At 63.8% G+C, this 14,435-nt stretch carries 11 protein-coding genes; 7 read left to right on the forward strand and 4 right to left on the reverse strand.

Annotated elements, in window-relative coordinates:
- Positions 1 to 73 precede the first annotated feature (73 nt).
- The 4 genes from purH (at position 74) to M5B44_RS05385 (ending at position 6,734) form a co-directional block, all read left to right on the forward strand.
- The gene (gene purH, locus M5B44_RS05370; RefSeq protein ID WP_248738470.1) at positions 74 to 1,681 is read left to right on the forward strand and encodes a bifunctional phosphoribosylaminoimidazolecarboxamide formyltransferase/IMP cyclohydrolase; all 1,608 of its coding nucleotides are present in this window, start codon (positions 74 to 76) and stop codon (positions 1,679 to 1,681) included.
- 189 nt (positions 1,682 to 1,870) lie between these two features.
- Positions 1,871 to 3,163 (forward strand): phosphoribosylamine--glycine ligase, encoded by a 1,293-nt coding sequence (gene purD, locus M5B44_RS05375; RefSeq protein ID WP_248738471.1) that lies wholly within the window; start codon positions 1,871 to 1,873, stop codon positions 3,161 to 3,163.
- Between the two features lie 102 nt (positions 3,164 to 3,265).
- A complete protein-coding gene (locus M5B44_RS05380; RefSeq protein WP_114881273.1) occupies positions 3,266 to 6,043 on the forward strand; it encodes a hybrid sensor histidine kinase/response regulator in 2,778 nt (925 codons plus the stop codon).
- Positions 6,044 to 6,140: 97 nt separating this feature from the next.
- Entirely contained in the window at positions 6,141 to 6,734 is a 594-nt protein-coding gene (locus M5B44_RS05385) for a MarC family protein (protein ID WP_119429392.1), read from the forward strand.
- 57 nt (positions 6,735 to 6,791) lie between these two features.
- Here M5B44_RS05385 and cobJ read toward each other — a convergent pair whose 3' ends face one another.
- Genes cobJ through cobG form a run of 4 tightly spaced genes read right to left on the reverse strand, consistent with a single transcriptional unit; the run spans position 6,792 to position 11,143 of the window.
- Positions 6,792 to 8,495 (reverse strand): precorrin-3B C(17)-methyltransferase, encoded by a 1,704-nt coding sequence (gene cobJ, locus M5B44_RS05390; RefSeq protein WP_248738472.1) that lies wholly within the window; start codon positions 8,493 to 8,495, stop codon positions 6,792 to 6,794.
- Positions 8,495 to 9,229, reverse strand: coding sequence for a precorrin-2 C(20)-methyltransferase (locus M5B44_RS05395; RefSeq protein ID WP_007951035.1), 735 nt, complete (start codon positions 9,227 to 9,229; stop codon positions 8,495 to 8,497). The genes cobJ and M5B44_RS05395 overlap by 1 nt, the downstream gene beginning before the upstream one ends.
- The gene (locus M5B44_RS05400) at positions 9,226 to 9,852 is read right to left on the reverse strand and encodes a precorrin-8X methylmutase (RefSeq protein WP_085609238.1); all 627 of its coding nucleotides are present in this window, start codon (positions 9,850 to 9,852) and stop codon (positions 9,226 to 9,228) included. Before M5B44_RS05400 ends, M5B44_RS05395 begins: the two co-directional genes overlap by 4 nt.
- Positions 9,845 to 11,143, reverse strand: a complete 1,299-nt coding sequence (gene cobG / locus M5B44_RS05405; RefSeq protein WP_318653919.1) for a precorrin-3B synthase — start codon at positions 11,141 to 11,143, stop codon at positions 9,845 to 9,847. The genes M5B44_RS05400 and cobG overlap by 8 nt, the downstream gene beginning before the upstream one ends.
- A 144-nt stretch (positions 11,144 to 11,287) precedes the next feature.
- Between cobG and cbiE the strand changes: the two genes are divergently transcribed.
- From cbiE to M5B44_RS05420, 3 genes are read left to right on the forward strand one after another with little or no spacing between them, the layout of a single operon-like run.
- A complete protein-coding gene (gene cbiE, locus M5B44_RS05410; RefSeq protein ID WP_248738473.1) occupies positions 11,288 to 12,499 on the forward strand; it encodes a precorrin-6y C5,15-methyltransferase (decarboxylating) subunit CbiE in 1,212 nt (403 codons plus the stop codon).
- The gene (locus M5B44_RS05415; RefSeq protein ID WP_248738474.1) at positions 12,492 to 13,589 is read left to right on the forward strand and encodes a cobalt-precorrin-5B (C(1))-methyltransferase; all 1,098 of its coding nucleotides are present in this window, start codon (positions 12,492 to 12,494) and stop codon (positions 13,587 to 13,589) included. The genes cbiE and M5B44_RS05415 overlap by 8 nt, the downstream gene beginning before the upstream one ends.
- Entirely contained in the window at positions 13,586 to 14,314 is a 729-nt protein-coding gene (locus tag M5B44_RS05420; protein WP_248738475.1) for a cobalt-precorrin-6A reductase, read from the forward strand. The genes M5B44_RS05415 and M5B44_RS05420 overlap by 4 nt, the downstream gene beginning before the upstream one ends.
- The last annotated feature ends 121 nt before the right edge of the window (positions 14,315 to 14,435 follow it).

Consider the following 14,435-nt stretch of genomic DNA (forward strand, 5'->3'; position numbering starts at 1 on the left):
CCAACCAGAAAGGCGCCCGCGTAAAACCGGTCGCCTTTTTTGCTGACTTCCCTTGCTTTTGATGGAAATTGAGATGACCGACCAGACTACCCGCCTGCCGATCCGCCGCGCCTTGATCAGTGTTTCCGACAAGACCGGGATCCTCGAATTCGCCAGGGAGCTGGAAGCCCTGGGCGTGGAAATCCTTTCCACCGGCGGGACCTTCAAACTGCTGCAGGACAACGGCGTGGCCGCAGTGGAAGTCGCGGATTACACCGGTTTCGCAGAAATGATGGACGGTCGGGTGAAAACCCTGCACCCGAAAATCCACGGCGGGATCCTCGGTCGTCGCGGTATCGATGACGCCATCATGAATGAGCACGGCATCAAGCCGATCGATCTGGTAGCGGTCAACCTGTACCCGTTCGAAGCCACCATCAGCAAGCCAGGCTGCAACCTGCCGACTGCCATCGAGAACATCGACATCGGCGGCCCGACCATGGTCCGTTCGGCGGCGAAAAACCACAAAGACGTGGCCATCGTGGTGAATGCCAGCGATTACGCCAACGTCCTGGAAAACCTCAAGGCCGGCGGCCTGACCTACGCTCAGCGTTTCGACCTGATGCTCAAGGCGTTCGAACACACCGCTGCCTACGACGGCATGATCGCCAACTACATGGGCACCGTGAACCAGGCTGCTGACACCCTCAGCACTGAAGGTCGCAGCGAATTCCCGCGCACCTTCAACAGCCAGTTCATCAAGGCCCAGGAAATGCGTTACGGCGAGAACCCGCACCAGAGCGCGGCGTTCTACGTGGAAGCCAAGCCTGCCGAAGTCGGCATCGCCACCGCCACCCAGCTGCAAGGCAAAGAGCTGTCGTACAACAACGTGGCCGACACCGACGCCGCGCTGGAATGCGTGAAGAGCTTCGTCAAACCGGCCTGCGTGATCGTCAAGCACGCCAACCCGTGCGGCGTGGCCGTAAGCCCGGACGCCGAAGGCGGCATCCGTCAGGCCTACGAACTGGCCTACGCCACCGACACCGAGTCGGCATTCGGCGGCATCATCGCCTTCAACCGTGAACTGGATGCCGAGACCGCCAAGGCCATCGTCGAGCGTCAGTTCGTCGAAGTGATCATCGCGCCAAGCGTCAGCGAAGAAGCCCGCGCCATCGTTGCAGCCAAGGCCAATGTACGCCTGCTGGCCTGCGGCGAGTGGTCGGCTGATCGTGTTCCGGCCTGGGACTACAAGCGCGTCAACGGTGGCCTGCTGGTCCAGAGCCGCGACATCGGCATGATCGGCGCCGACGACCTGAAAGTGGTGACCAAGCGTGCCCCGACCGAACAGGAAGTCCACGACCTGATCTTCGCCTGGAAAGTGGCCAAGTTCGTCAAATCCAACGCCATCGTCTACGCCAAGAACCGTCAGACCATCGGTGTCGGCGCCGGCCAGATGAGCCGCGTGAACTCGGCGCGTATCGCCGCGATCAAGGCTGAGCACGCCGGTCTGCAGGTGGCCGGCTCGGTGATGGCATCGGACGCGTTCTTCCCGTTCCGCGACGGTCTGGACAATGCGGCCAAGGTCGGTATCACGGCGGTGATCCAGCCGGGTGGTTCGATGCGTGATGCTGAGGTGATTGCTGCTGCTGATGAGGCTGGCATCGCGATGGTGTTCACCGGCATGCGCCACTTCCGCCACTAATCAGACAACGGCCGCACTGAAGCCGGCATCTGCTGCGTTGGAGCCGACCTCGATGATGCTCATTGCCAAAAGGCAACTCCGCTCACCGAGGTCGACTCCGCCTTGCATCTACCGACTTCATTGCGACCTCCTGGAGCGTGAAGCGCTTCAGGTTCTAAAACAGAATTAGCGTCATCCGAGGTTTTTGAAATGAATGTTTTGATCATTGGCAGCGGTGGCCGCGAACACGCCCTGGCCTGGAAAGTGGCTCAGGATCCGCGCGTGCAGAAGGTTTTCGTGGCTCCAGGCAACGCCGGCACCGCGATTGAAGCCAAGTGCGAAAACGTCGCTATCGACGTGCTGGCCCTCGAGCAACTGGCTGACTTCGCCGAGAAGAACGTCTCCCTGACCATCGTCGGCCCGGAAGTTCCGCTGGTTGCCGGCGTCGTCGACCTGTTCCGCTCCCGTGGCCTGGACTGCTTCGGTCCGACTGCCGGTGCCGCGCAGCTGGAAGGCTCGAAAGCCTTCACCAAGGACTTCCTGGCTCGCCACAAGATCCCGACCGCCGATTACCAGAACTTCACCGAGATCGAGCCTGCTCTGGCTTATCTGCGTGAAAAAGGCGCGCCGATCGTGATCAAGGCCGACGGCCTCGCCGCCGGCAAAGGCGTGATCGTCGCCATGACCCTGGCCGAAGCCGAAGACGCCGTGCGCGACATGCTCGCCGGCAACGCCTTCGGCGACGCCGGCTCCCGCGTCGTGATCGAAGAGTTCCTCGACGGCGAGGAAGCCAGCTTCATCGTCATGGTCGACGGCAAGAACGTCCTGCCGATGGCCACCAGCCAGGACCACAAACGCGTCGGCGACGGCGACAGCGGCCCGAACACCGGCGGCATGGGTGCCTACTCCCCGGCTCCGGTTGTCACCGCCGACGTGCACCAGCGCGTGATGGACCAGGTGATCTGGCCGACCGTGCGCGGCATGGCCGAGGAAGGCAACGTCTACACCGGTTTCCTGTACGCCGGTCTGATGATCGACAAGGCCGGCAATCCGAAGGTCATCGAGTTCAACTGCCGCTTCGGCGACCCGGAAACCCAGCCGGTGATGCTGCGCCTGCAGTCGAGCCTGGTGCTGCTGGTCGAAGCGGCACTGGCCCAGGCGCTGGACAAGGTTGAAGCGCAGTGGGATCCACGTCCGAGCGTCGGCATCGTGCTGGCCGCCGGCGGTTACCCGGGCGACTACGCCAAGGGCGCACCGATCAACGGTCTGGACGCAGCCGCCGCACTGGAAGGCAAGGTCTTCCACGCCGGTACTGCGCTCAAGGACGGCAAGGTCGTGACGGCCGGTGGTCGGGTGCTTTGCGCCACCGCCATGGGTGCCAGCGTTGGCGCTGCCCAGGAGCAGGCCTACAAACTGGCCAAGGCCATCGACTGGGAAGGCTGCTTCTACCGCACCGACATCGGCTACCGTGCCATTGCCCGTGAACGCGGCGAAAACCGGTAATAAGCTACGCTGTGTTTCCGGCAAGGGCCCTTGGTCCTTGCCGGACTGTTCCGACGCTGCGCATCGTTATATTCTGGCATCAACCTACGAAGGGATTTCGCCGTGCGCTGGCTCAGGATTGCCATAGGTTTCACCGTCACACTGTTGACCTTGCTCTGCATGCTCCCGGCCCAGGCCGCGCAAGGCAGTGGCTGGTCGGTATTGCTCGACGATCAGGGCAACCTCCAGCTGAGCGACATTCGCTCCGCCCGCTACACCAATCAATTCAGCCCCATCGAGCTTGACCGCCTCACCGCGGCCGAACCCGACGGCGCATTATGGCTGCGCTTCAGACTGGCGCCCGGCAAGCACGAACAAGTGCTGCGCATCTTCGCCCCCGACCTGTCACACCTCAACCTGTACGTGCTCGATGGCGACCGGCTGATCGAACAGCGGGAAACCGGCACCACCCAGGCTCAGGTCGAACGTCCGCTGCCCAGCAGCGACTTCCTGTTGCCGTTGCCGCAAAGTGACAAGTCCCTCGACGTCTATCTGCGACTGGTCTCCGACCACCAGTTGCGTCCGTACATCACCCTGCAATCGGCGGTGATGGGCGCGGCCAACCATAACCAGACGCTGATCTACGGTTTGCTGTTCGGCTGCCTCGCCATGCTGATCCTGCACAACCTGATCCGCTACGCCTACACCCGTTCGCGCAGCAGCCTGTGGCTGGCGGTGTGTGAAGGCCTGCTGAGCCTGAGCCTGCTGCTGTTGCTCAACCTCGCCGGCCCCTGGCTGCCGAACTGGCATGCGATCCAGACCCCTGGCGCCTACCTGGCCCTGCTGTTGACCGCACCGGCCGGCCTGATGTTCGCCTACCGCTTCTTTGCCCCGCTCGGCCCTCATCCGCTGAACAAACTGCTGCTGGGCGATATCCTGTTCATCGTGATCTGCAGCCTGCTGTTGCTGTTCGTCAACACCCTGCCGCTGAACATCATCACCTACGCGCTGGTGGCTCTGGCCGGGCTGAGCATGTTGCTGGTGGCGTTCTATCACTGGCAGAAAGGCTACCGCCCTGCCCGACTGTTCGTCGCCGCGATGGTGGTGTTCAACATCGGCACGCTGATCATCCTCCCGGCCTTGCTGGGGCTGACCCTGGTGGCGCCGCAAGGCCTGATCATGACCCTGATGGGATTCATCTGCATCAGTGGCCTGCTGATGAGCATCGCCCTCGGCGAGCGCCAGCGCAGCATCACCGAAAGCCGTTTCAGCATCAGCCGCGACCTCGCCGCGAGCAACGCCGAGATCAATGCCAAGGCCGAATTCCTGGCCAAGATCAGCCACGAGATCCGCACCCCGATGAACGGCGTGCTGGGCATGACCGAACTGCTGCTCGGCACGCCGCTGTCGGTCAAGCAGCGCGACTACGTGCAGACCATTCACAGCGCCGGCAACGAACTGCTGACCCTGATTAACGAGATCCTCGACATCTCTCGCCTCGAGTCCGGGCAGATCGAACTGGACGATGTGCAGTTCGACCTCAACGCGCTGATCGACGACTGCCTGAGCATCTACCGCGCCAAGGCCGAGCAGCAGAACGTCGAGCTGATCAGCTTCATCCAGCCACAAGTGCCACGGGTCATCAGCGGTGACCCGACGCGTCTGCGCCAGACGCTGCTGAGCCTGCTGGAAAACGCCCTGAAGAAAACCGAAGAAGGCGAAGTGCTGGTGGTGGTCGCCCTCGATGAGCGCAGCAGCAAACCGCGCCTGCGCATTGCCGTGCAGGACAGCGGCCAGCCGATGGACCAGGAAGAACGTGATGCGCTGATGCACGCCGAGCTGCACAGCAAGCACTTCCTGTCGGCCAACCGGCTGGGCGGCAATCTCGGGCTGGTGATCGCACGGCAACTGATTCGCCTGATGCAGGGCGAGTTCGGCATCAAGAGCGGCGCCACCCAGGGCAGCACGCTGTGGCTGACCCTGCCGCTGGATCCCGACCGCCTGGAGCACCCGACCTCCGACCTCGACAGTCCGCTGCAAGGCGCGCGGGTACTGGTGGTCGATGACAACGACACCTGCCGCAAAGTGCTGGTGCAACAGTGCAGCGCCTGGGGCCTGAACGTCAGTGCGGTGCCGTCGGGCAAGGAAGCGCTGGCCCTGTTGCGCACCAAGGCGCATTTGCGTGATTACTTCGACGTGGTCTTGCTGGACCAGAACATGCCCGGCATGACCGGCATGCAACTGGCGGCCAAGATCAAGGAAGATCCGAGCCTGAACCACGACATCCTGCTGATCATGCTCACCGGCATCAGCAATGCGCCGAGCAAGATCATCGCGCGCAATTCGGGGATCAAACGCATCCTGGCCAAACCGGTGGCCGGCTACACGCTCAAGACCACGCTGGCCGACGAACTGAACCAGCGCAACCGCGGCCAGGCCGTATTCCAGCCACAACCGACCGGCCCGGCCACGGCCGTCAAGGTTCCGAGCGATTTCCGCATTCTGGTCGCCGAAGACAACACGATTTCCACCAAAGTGATTCGCGGCATGCTCGGCAAGCTCAACCTGCAACCGGACACCGCCAGCAATGGCGAAGAAGCCTTGCAGGCCATGAAGGCCCAGCGCTACGACCTGGTGCTGATGGATTGCGAAATGCCGATCCTCGACGGTTTTTCCGCGACCCAGCAGCTACGGGCCTGGGAAGTCGGCAATCAGCGCATCCGTACGCCGATCGTCGCGCTGACCGCGCACATCCTCGCCGAACACAAGGAGCGTGCGCGCCAGGCCGGCATGGACGGGCACATGGCCAAACCGGTGGAGCTGTCGCAACTGCGCGAGCTGATCGAGCACTGGGTGGCCCAGCGTGATCAGCAAAATCGCACGACGGCACGAACGCCCTGATCTCGGCGAGCGGCCACCTTCCCAACGGATCTTGCCGTGATGACGCCAGATCCGCCTGATAGACTCCGTTCAACTTCCGCCCGCGCGAGTTTTAACCATGCTCCATGTGTTGTTCAGCGTTTACCTGAAGATGCTGGTGCTCTACAGCCCGTTCTTCGTGTTGTCCTGCTTCATCAGCCTGACCCGGGGTTATTCGCGCAAGGAACAACGGCGCCTGGCCTGGAAAGTAGCGATCGCCACCCTGGTATCGAGCGTGTTGCTGTACCTGTTCGGGCGGGTGATCTTCGACGTGTTCGGCATCACCGTGGATGCCTTCCGCATCGGGGCCGGCAGCGTGCTGTTCATCTCGGCGCTGGGCATGGCGCAGGGCAAGTCGGCGGTGCAGGCCGACAACGTGCAGCAGGACGTCACCATCGTCCCGTTGACCATCCCGCTGACGGTCGGCCCCGGCACCATCGGTGCGCTGCTGGTGATGGGCGTCAGCCAGCCGCACTGGGATGACAAGCTGATCGCGATCATGAGCATCGCGCTCGCCAGTTTTACCGTCGGCGTGGTGTTGTATCTGTCGAACCGGATCGAGCGGATTCTTGGCGATCAGGGGTTGCAGATCGTCAGCCGGCTCATGGGATTGTTTGTCTGTGCACTGGCTGCGCAGATCATCTTTACCGGGGTGAAGGGTTATCTTGGCTGACCCGCCACCCATGACATGAAATGAAAAAGCGGCTCCGAAGAGCCGCTTTTTCATGTCTCAGGTATTGGGTTTCTCGCCATACCAACGCGGCGTATATACCCACTCCCCGCCTTCGGCTCGAGGGAACGTGCAGGTGGTTGACGAACCGATCAGCACCATCGTGCGCATGTCCACCTGATCCGGTGTCAGCGCACCCAACGTCGTCACCCGCAGTGTCTGCCCCGGACGACCGATATCACGGCCCAGCACCACCGGCGTTTGCGGCGCGCGATGCTGCGCGACGATTTCCAGCGCGCGCCCCAGTTGCCACGGACGGGCGCGGGAGATCGGGTTGTAGAACGCCAATGCCAGATCGGCCTCGGCAGCGAGATCCAGACGCTTTTCGATGATCGACCACGGTTTGAGGTTGTCCGACAGCGACATCACGCAGAAATCGTGCCCCAGCGGTGCACCGGCCTGAGCGGCGGTGGCAAGCGACGCGGAAACACCCGGCAGGATTTCCAGGTCGACGCTGTGCCAGGCCGGATCCGTCGATTCGTGCAACGCTTCGAGCACCGCCGCCGCCATGGCGAACACGCCTGGATCGCCCGACGAAACCACAATCACCGAACGACCCTCGGCGGCCAGCCTGAATGCATGGCGGGCGCGCTGCATTTCTTCGCGGTTGTCGGTGCAATGCTGCACCTGATCGTCGCGGAACGGGCCGGCCATACGCACGTAAGTTTCATAGCCCAGCACATCGGTGGCTCGAGCGAGTTCGGCTTTCACCGCCGGCACCATCAGCTCGGCGGCACCAGGGCCGAGACCGATGACTGCCAGGCGCCCACGCGGACGACCAACCTGTGAAACATCCAGCGGCTGTTCGGCCACGGCGATGGCAATGTCGTGGGAGGTTGTGATGATTCGAGCGTGAGAGACTGCATCGCGAGCCAGCTCACCGATGTCATTCGCCGGCGCGACAAAGCGCAACGGCACTGCCAGTTCAAGCGCCGCTTCACGCAGTGCCGGACTGGCCATCTGAACATCGGCCGCCACCAGACAGGCCAGCGATTGAATCGCCACCCCGGCCTGCTGCAACGCATCGCGAATCGAGCCCGGCAGGTCAGTCACTTCTGAACCGACCGCAACCGCCACGCTGCGCGGATAAATCAGCAACTCACTGGAACTCGCCACGCGGGCATCGCTGCCGACATGAATCGAGCGCTGCGCCTGTGGATCTTCCGGCAACTGCGCCTGAGCCAGCCAGGGTGCGGCGCCATCGATGCGCACGCTGTGACCGGCGAGCAGATCGGAGACAAAGCGCTTGCCCTGCTCCAGATCGCCAAGGGCATAACCGCTGGGTGGATTGAGCAGGCAGGTGCCGAAGCGCAGCTCGCCGCTGGTGGTGATTGCCGCTGCCACTTCAAGCGCAGCCGCCATCTCGCGGGCCATGACATTCACCCCACCCAGGCCGCCAAGCAGCGGCACTACGGCGCTGCCGTCTTCAGCCACGGCGAGCACCGGCGGCTCGACGCCTTTTTCCAGCAGCAGTGGCGCCAGGGTGCGAATGACGATACCCGCCGCGCACAGGGCAATGATCGGTGTGTCCTGCTGATACAGCTCGCGCAGGGTCGCGCCGAACTCGCTGTAAGTCAGGTCGGCACCTTCGACGCGCCCGGAGAGGCCATGAATCTGCGCGCCCGGATAGACCTGTTGAAGACGACGGGCCGTGGCCAGCGCGCCCTGGCCGAGAATGACGATGGCCGGTGTGGAATGAGTCATCAGCCTTGCCACCGTTCGCCGGGAACAATGATCAGCGAGAAGTACGGCGACGACATCGGCTCGACCTCATCCAGCGGCACGATCTTCTGGTTGGCCATGGTCGCGCGCTCGACGTACAGCGCACGCTCGGCCAGACCCAGTTCTGCCAACACGTCGCGCACTTTCGGGAAATTGCGCCCCAGCTTCATGATCACCGCCGCATCGGCATCCGCCAGGCGGCGCTTGAGCTCGTCATGAGGCAACACGCCGGACAGCACCGACAGGCTCTGATTGCGATACACCAGCGGCGCACCCAGCACCGAAGCGCCGCCGAGCATCGAGCAGACGCCCGGCACCACTTCGGCTTCGTAACGGCTGGCGAGGCGATCATGCAGGTACATGTAGGAGCCGTAGAAGAACGGATCCCCTTCACAGATCACCGCCACGTCTCGACCGGCATCCAGATGCGCAGCCACTTCCTCGGCAGCGTCATCGTAGAAATCGCTGATCACCTGTTCGTAGGACAGCGGCGCCGGCAGCACTTCGGTGGTCACCGGGTACACCAGCGGCAGCAGGTTCTGCGCGTCCTGCAGGTGCGCTTCGATGATGCCGAACGCGTTGCCCTTCTTGCCCTTGGCCACGAAATACGCCACCACCGGCGACTCGCGCAGCAGGCGCAGGGCCTTGACGGTAATCAGTTCCGGATCACCGGGGCCGACGCCCAGGCCGATCAAACGTCCTTGAGCCTGCATCATTCGATCTCCGTGGCGAGGGCATTGACCGCAGCGGCGGCCATGGCGCTGCCGCCGAGGCGGCCCTGCATGATCACGAACGGCACGCCACGACTGTTGGCGGCCAGCTCGGCCTTGGATTCGGCAGCGCCAACGAAGCCCACCGGGAAGCCGAGAATCAGCGCCGGTTTCGGGGCGCCGGCGTCAAGCATTTCCAGCAGATAGAACAGCGCGGTCGGCGCATTGCCGATCACCACCACGCTGCCTTCCAGATGCGGACGCCACAGTTCCAGAGCGGCAGCGGAGCGAGTATTACCCAGCTCGCGCGCAAGCTCCGGCACGCTGTCGTCGCGCAGGGTGCAGATCACCTCGTTGTTGGCCGGCAGGCGCGCACGGGTCACGCCTTCGGAAACCATCCGCGCATCGCACAGAATCGGCGCACCGGCAGCCAGCGCATCGCGCCCGGCCTTGCCCGCGCCTTCGGAGAATTGCAGCCCGTCGATGGCCTCGACCATGCCGCAGGCGTGGATCACCCGCACCGCGAGTTTTTCCAGGTCGGCCGGGATGCGCGCGAGGTTGGCCTCGCTGCGAATGATCGCGAAGGAGTTGCGATAGATCTCCTGACCGTCGCGGATGTAATCAAGCATCAAGGGGGCTCCGTGAGCGGGCGGCGAGCAAGGTCGCGGCCGCTTCGATAGTAAGGTTGTGAGCGTGCAGCGCGCCGAAACCGGGCGTCGCTGCATCGCGAAAATAGAGATCGTAGTGACCGGGAGCGACCGCCAGCAAAGTCACTGCAGCCCGGTGCGCAGCGGCGCAGGAACGCGGGCAGCCGGACAAGTGCACATCCACGGCGTGTGGCAACAGCGTAGCCAGCAGGCGGGCATCGTGTTTGGTGTCGGCCAGGCCTTTGCCGCAGCCGTTGGAGCCGGTACAGGCGATCAGGTGCGACAGCGGGTCGTCAATCTGGGTCAGCAGGTTCAGCTTGCTCAGTGCATCGAGCACTTGAGCGGCATCCGCCTCACGCACATTGGGCAACAACAGACTCTGCCAAGGGGTGAAACGCAGGCTGCCATCGCCAAAGGTTCTGGCCAGTTGCGCGGCGCCACGCAGCATGGCCGGATCGAGACGACCAAGCACTGGTGCGGCACCGATATACACCTGACCAATCCATTGCTGAGGATGAACGCCGAGTTGCAAGCCTTCCGGCGCGGATTCACGCTGCCACTCGCCGACGCTTTGCAGGCTGATCCGCTGACCGAGTTTTTCGAGGAACACCGGCACCGGGCATTCATCCAGCAGATGACGCATCCGCGTCTGCTCCGGTCGGGCCAGTTCGAGAAACAATTCCAGCACCGCGACCACCAGCGCATGTCCGTCCGCAAGCGCCACAGCGGCCAGCGGTCGATCCGTCGGGCTACCCGCCAGGCCGAACGCCAACAACGTGTTTTCACCGCTTTTGAATGCCGACAACCACAGATCATGGTGATGCTCGAGCATCACCAGTGCTTCACCGCCGTCCAGTTGCACGGCGAACTTGGCGCTCAACTCATGGAAACGTGGATGGCTTTGCAGGGTCTCGAGAATCTGCCCGGCCAATGGACGGGTATCGAAGCGCATCTGTCGGTCGATGCCGGCGGCCGGGCTGAGCATCAGGTTGCGCACATCGTCGCCCGCTGTGGTACGCGGCCCGAGACCGGCGGCCAACAGGTTGTCGATCAGCGATGCGGACTGGTCGCCGATGCCGCGGATCTGCAGATTGCCCCGGTTGGTCGCCTCGATCACCCCGCCGGCAAACCGCCCGGCGGCATTGGCCACCGCATCGGCCTGATCGGCCGTGATCGAGCCGCCATCGAGCTTGATCCGGCAGATCCCGCCATCCAGCGCCTGGACGATACGCAGCAACCCCGGACAGGCCGAGGGGCGTATGGCGTTGGACATCGGGCGTTCGTTCAAGGGCTGGCAGCTCAGTGGGAAAGGCGCTTCGCGGGCGAAGGCGCGGTATTATGCCTGCTTTGTCCGACGGCATGAAAAGTCTGCCCGTCGGAACGGCGCGTTTGCGGACACTTTTTTGAGGGGCTACAGATGTCACCCTGGCTGACAGTAGTAGGAATCGGTGAAGACGGCTTCAAGGGCCTGGGCAAGAATGCCCGGCGCGCCCTGATAGGCGCCTCGCGGATCATCGGCGGTCAGCGTCAGCTGGATCTGTTGCCAGTGTGCATCCGTGGCGAGCGCCTGTTGTGGCCGAGCCCGTTTTCCCTGGCCCCGGTTCTCGAACGGCGTGGCGAAGCGGTGTGTGTGCTGGCCAGTGGTGATCCGATGTTCTACGGCGTCGGCGCGAGCCTCGCGCGGCAGGTTCCAGGCACCGAAATGCTGGTGCTGCCGGCGCCGTCCTCATGTTCTCTGGCGGCGGCCCGACTGGGCTGGCCGTTACAGGAGATCAGCATTCTTTCGCTGGTGGCCCGACCGCTGGTGGCCCTCAATGGTCAGTTGTCCAGCGGCCTGCGCCTGTTGCTGCTGAGCAATGACAGTCAAAGCCCGGCGGCTGTTGCCACGTTACTGCGTGAGCGTGGATTCGGCGCCAGTCGCCTGAGCGTTCTGGAGCATCTGGGCGGCAGCGCCGAACGCCGGATCGATGGCACCGCCAACGACTGGAACGACCCGCTCATTGCCGATCTCAACGTGATCGCCATCGAGTGCCTCGCCGATCCGCAGACACCACGCCTGTCGCGCCTGGCCGGCCTGCCGGACTCGGCCTTCAAACATGACGGGCAATTGACCAAACGCGACGTGCGCGCCATCACCCTTGCCCGCCTCGCGCCGACGCCGGGCGAACTGCTGTGGGACGTCGGCGCGGGCAGCGGCTCGATCGGCATCGAGTGGATGCGCGCTCACCCGAGCTGCCGCGCCCTGGCCATCGAGGCCGATGACGGCCGACAACAGTTGATCGAACACAACCGCGATGCGCTGGGTGTTCCCGGCCTGCAACTGATTCGCGGCAGTGCCCCGCAGGCCCTCGCCGGGCTGGAACGTCCGGACGCGATTTTCATCGGCGGCGGCGTGACCCGTGAAGGCGTGCTGGAAACCTGCTGGGAACAACTCAAACCCGGCGGCCGACTGGTGGCCAACGCCGTAACCCTGCAAAGCGAAATGACCTTGATGAGCTGGCGCGAACGCCACGGCGGCGAACTGACCCGCATCCACATCGCCCAGGCGCAGCCGCTGGGCGAGTTCGACACCTGGCGCCAGGCCTTGCCGATCACCCTGCTCGATCTGGTCAAACCCCTTGATGCGTGACGAAACCGCCGAACAACCCGCGCCCCTGCGCAGCGGCCTGACCACCGGCAGCTGCGCCACGGCCACCAGCCTCGCGGCAGCACGCCTGCTGCTCGGCGGAGCGGTGGCTGACGCCGTGCAGATCGTGTTGCCCAAGGGCAAGCAGGTGCAGATGCGACTGGAGTTCTGTCGGCTGACCGAGAACGGCGCCGAAGCCGGAACCATCAAGGACGCCGGCGACGACCCGGACGTGACACACGGCGCCCTGCTCTACTCCCGCGTGCAACTGATGGCCGAGCCGGGCATCCGCTTCATCGCCGGCAAAGGCGTCGGCACCGTGACCCGGCCGGGGCTGGTGCTGGGCGTCGGCGAGCCGGCGATCAATCCGGTGCCGCGCAAGATGATCAGCGATCACCTGACCCTGCTCGCCGAAGAATCCGGCTATCGCGGCGGCTTCGAGGTGACGGTGAATGTCGAGGGCGGCGAAGCACTGGCGCTGAAGACCATGAACCCGCGCCTGGGCATTCTCGGTGGCCTGTCGATCCTCGGCACCAGTGGCATCGTCCGGCCGTTTTCCTGCGCGGCGTACATCGCCTCGATCCATCAAGGCATCGACGTGGCGAAAACCAACGGCTACCTGCACATCGCCGCCTGCACCGGCAACGCCAGCGAAGACACCATGCGCCGGGTCTACGACCTGCCGGAAATCGCCCTGATCGAAATGGGCGACTTTGTCGGCGCCGTGCTCAAGCACCTGCGCAAAGTGCCTGTGGATAAACTCAGCCTGTGCGGCGGCTTCGGCAAGATCAGCAAACTGGCGGCCGGGCACATGGATTTGCACTCGCGCCATTCGAGCATCGACCTGCCGCAACTGGCCGAATGGGCGGCGGCGCTCGGCGCCGACGACACCTTGCAGCAAGCCATCCGCGAGGCGAACACCAGTCAGCAGGCGTTGGCGATGGCCAGTGCGGCGGGTGTTGCCCTGGGTGATGAAGTTTGCCGTCATGCCCTGGAATTCGCCCGCAGCGTGGTGCCCGCGCAGGTGCAGGTCGAGGTGTTTGCGATTGATCGTCAGGGCGGCATCGTCGGCCATGCGGGGGCTTTTGCATGAAACGGATTCTGTTGCTGGGCGGCGTGACTGAAGCGTTGGCCATCGCACGCACTTTGGGGCCGAAACACATTTACAGCCTGGCCGGAGTGGGCCGGGTGCCGACCGATCTGACGTGCCAGGTGCGCGTCGGCGGTTACGGCGGTGCCGAGGGGCTGGCGCAGTTCATTCGCGACGAAGGCATCAATCTGCTGCTCGACGCGACCCATCCGTATGCCGCACAAATCAGCCACAACGCCGCCACCGCTGCACAACTCACCGGCATCCCCTGCTGGGCCCTGCGCCGCCCGGCGTGGCAACCACAACCGGGCGATGACTGGCGCGAAGTCGCCGACTGGGCCGAACTGATCACCGCCCTCGAACCCTTCCGCCGCCCACTGTTCACCCTCGGCCGCGAACCGCTGCAACACCTCGATGAAATCCCCGCGCACCAGTTCTGGACCCTGCGCGCCCTCGACGTCTATCCCGGCAACGAACGCTGCGAAGTCATCGGTGCCCGGGGGCCGTTTCTGCTGGAGGATGAGCGAGCGCTGTTCGAACGCCGGCAGATCGACGTGCTGATCAGCAAGAACAGCGGCAGCACCGCAACCGAGCCGAAGCTGGAAGTGGCGCGGGAGCTTGGGGTGCCGGTGATGGTGTTGAAACGGCCGGAGTTGGCGGGGGTTGATCGGGAGTTTTGGACGATTGATGAAGCCATCGCTGCCCTAACGGCCGAAGTCCGACCGTGAAAAACAAAAAGCTCAAGTCCTACTGAGTGCTAGGACACTGCCCACAAGAATTTAAAGATTCGCTGACTATCTGCGTGAGCTGCCCAGGCTTACGTTTAGCGTTTCATCGAATTTGTGAGCA

Source organism: Pseudomonas sp. MWU12-2029, assembly GCF_023242425.1.
GTDB classification, from domain to species: domain Bacteria; phylum Pseudomonadota; class Gammaproteobacteria; order Pseudomonadales; family Pseudomonadaceae; genus Aquipseudomonas; species Aquipseudomonas kribbensis.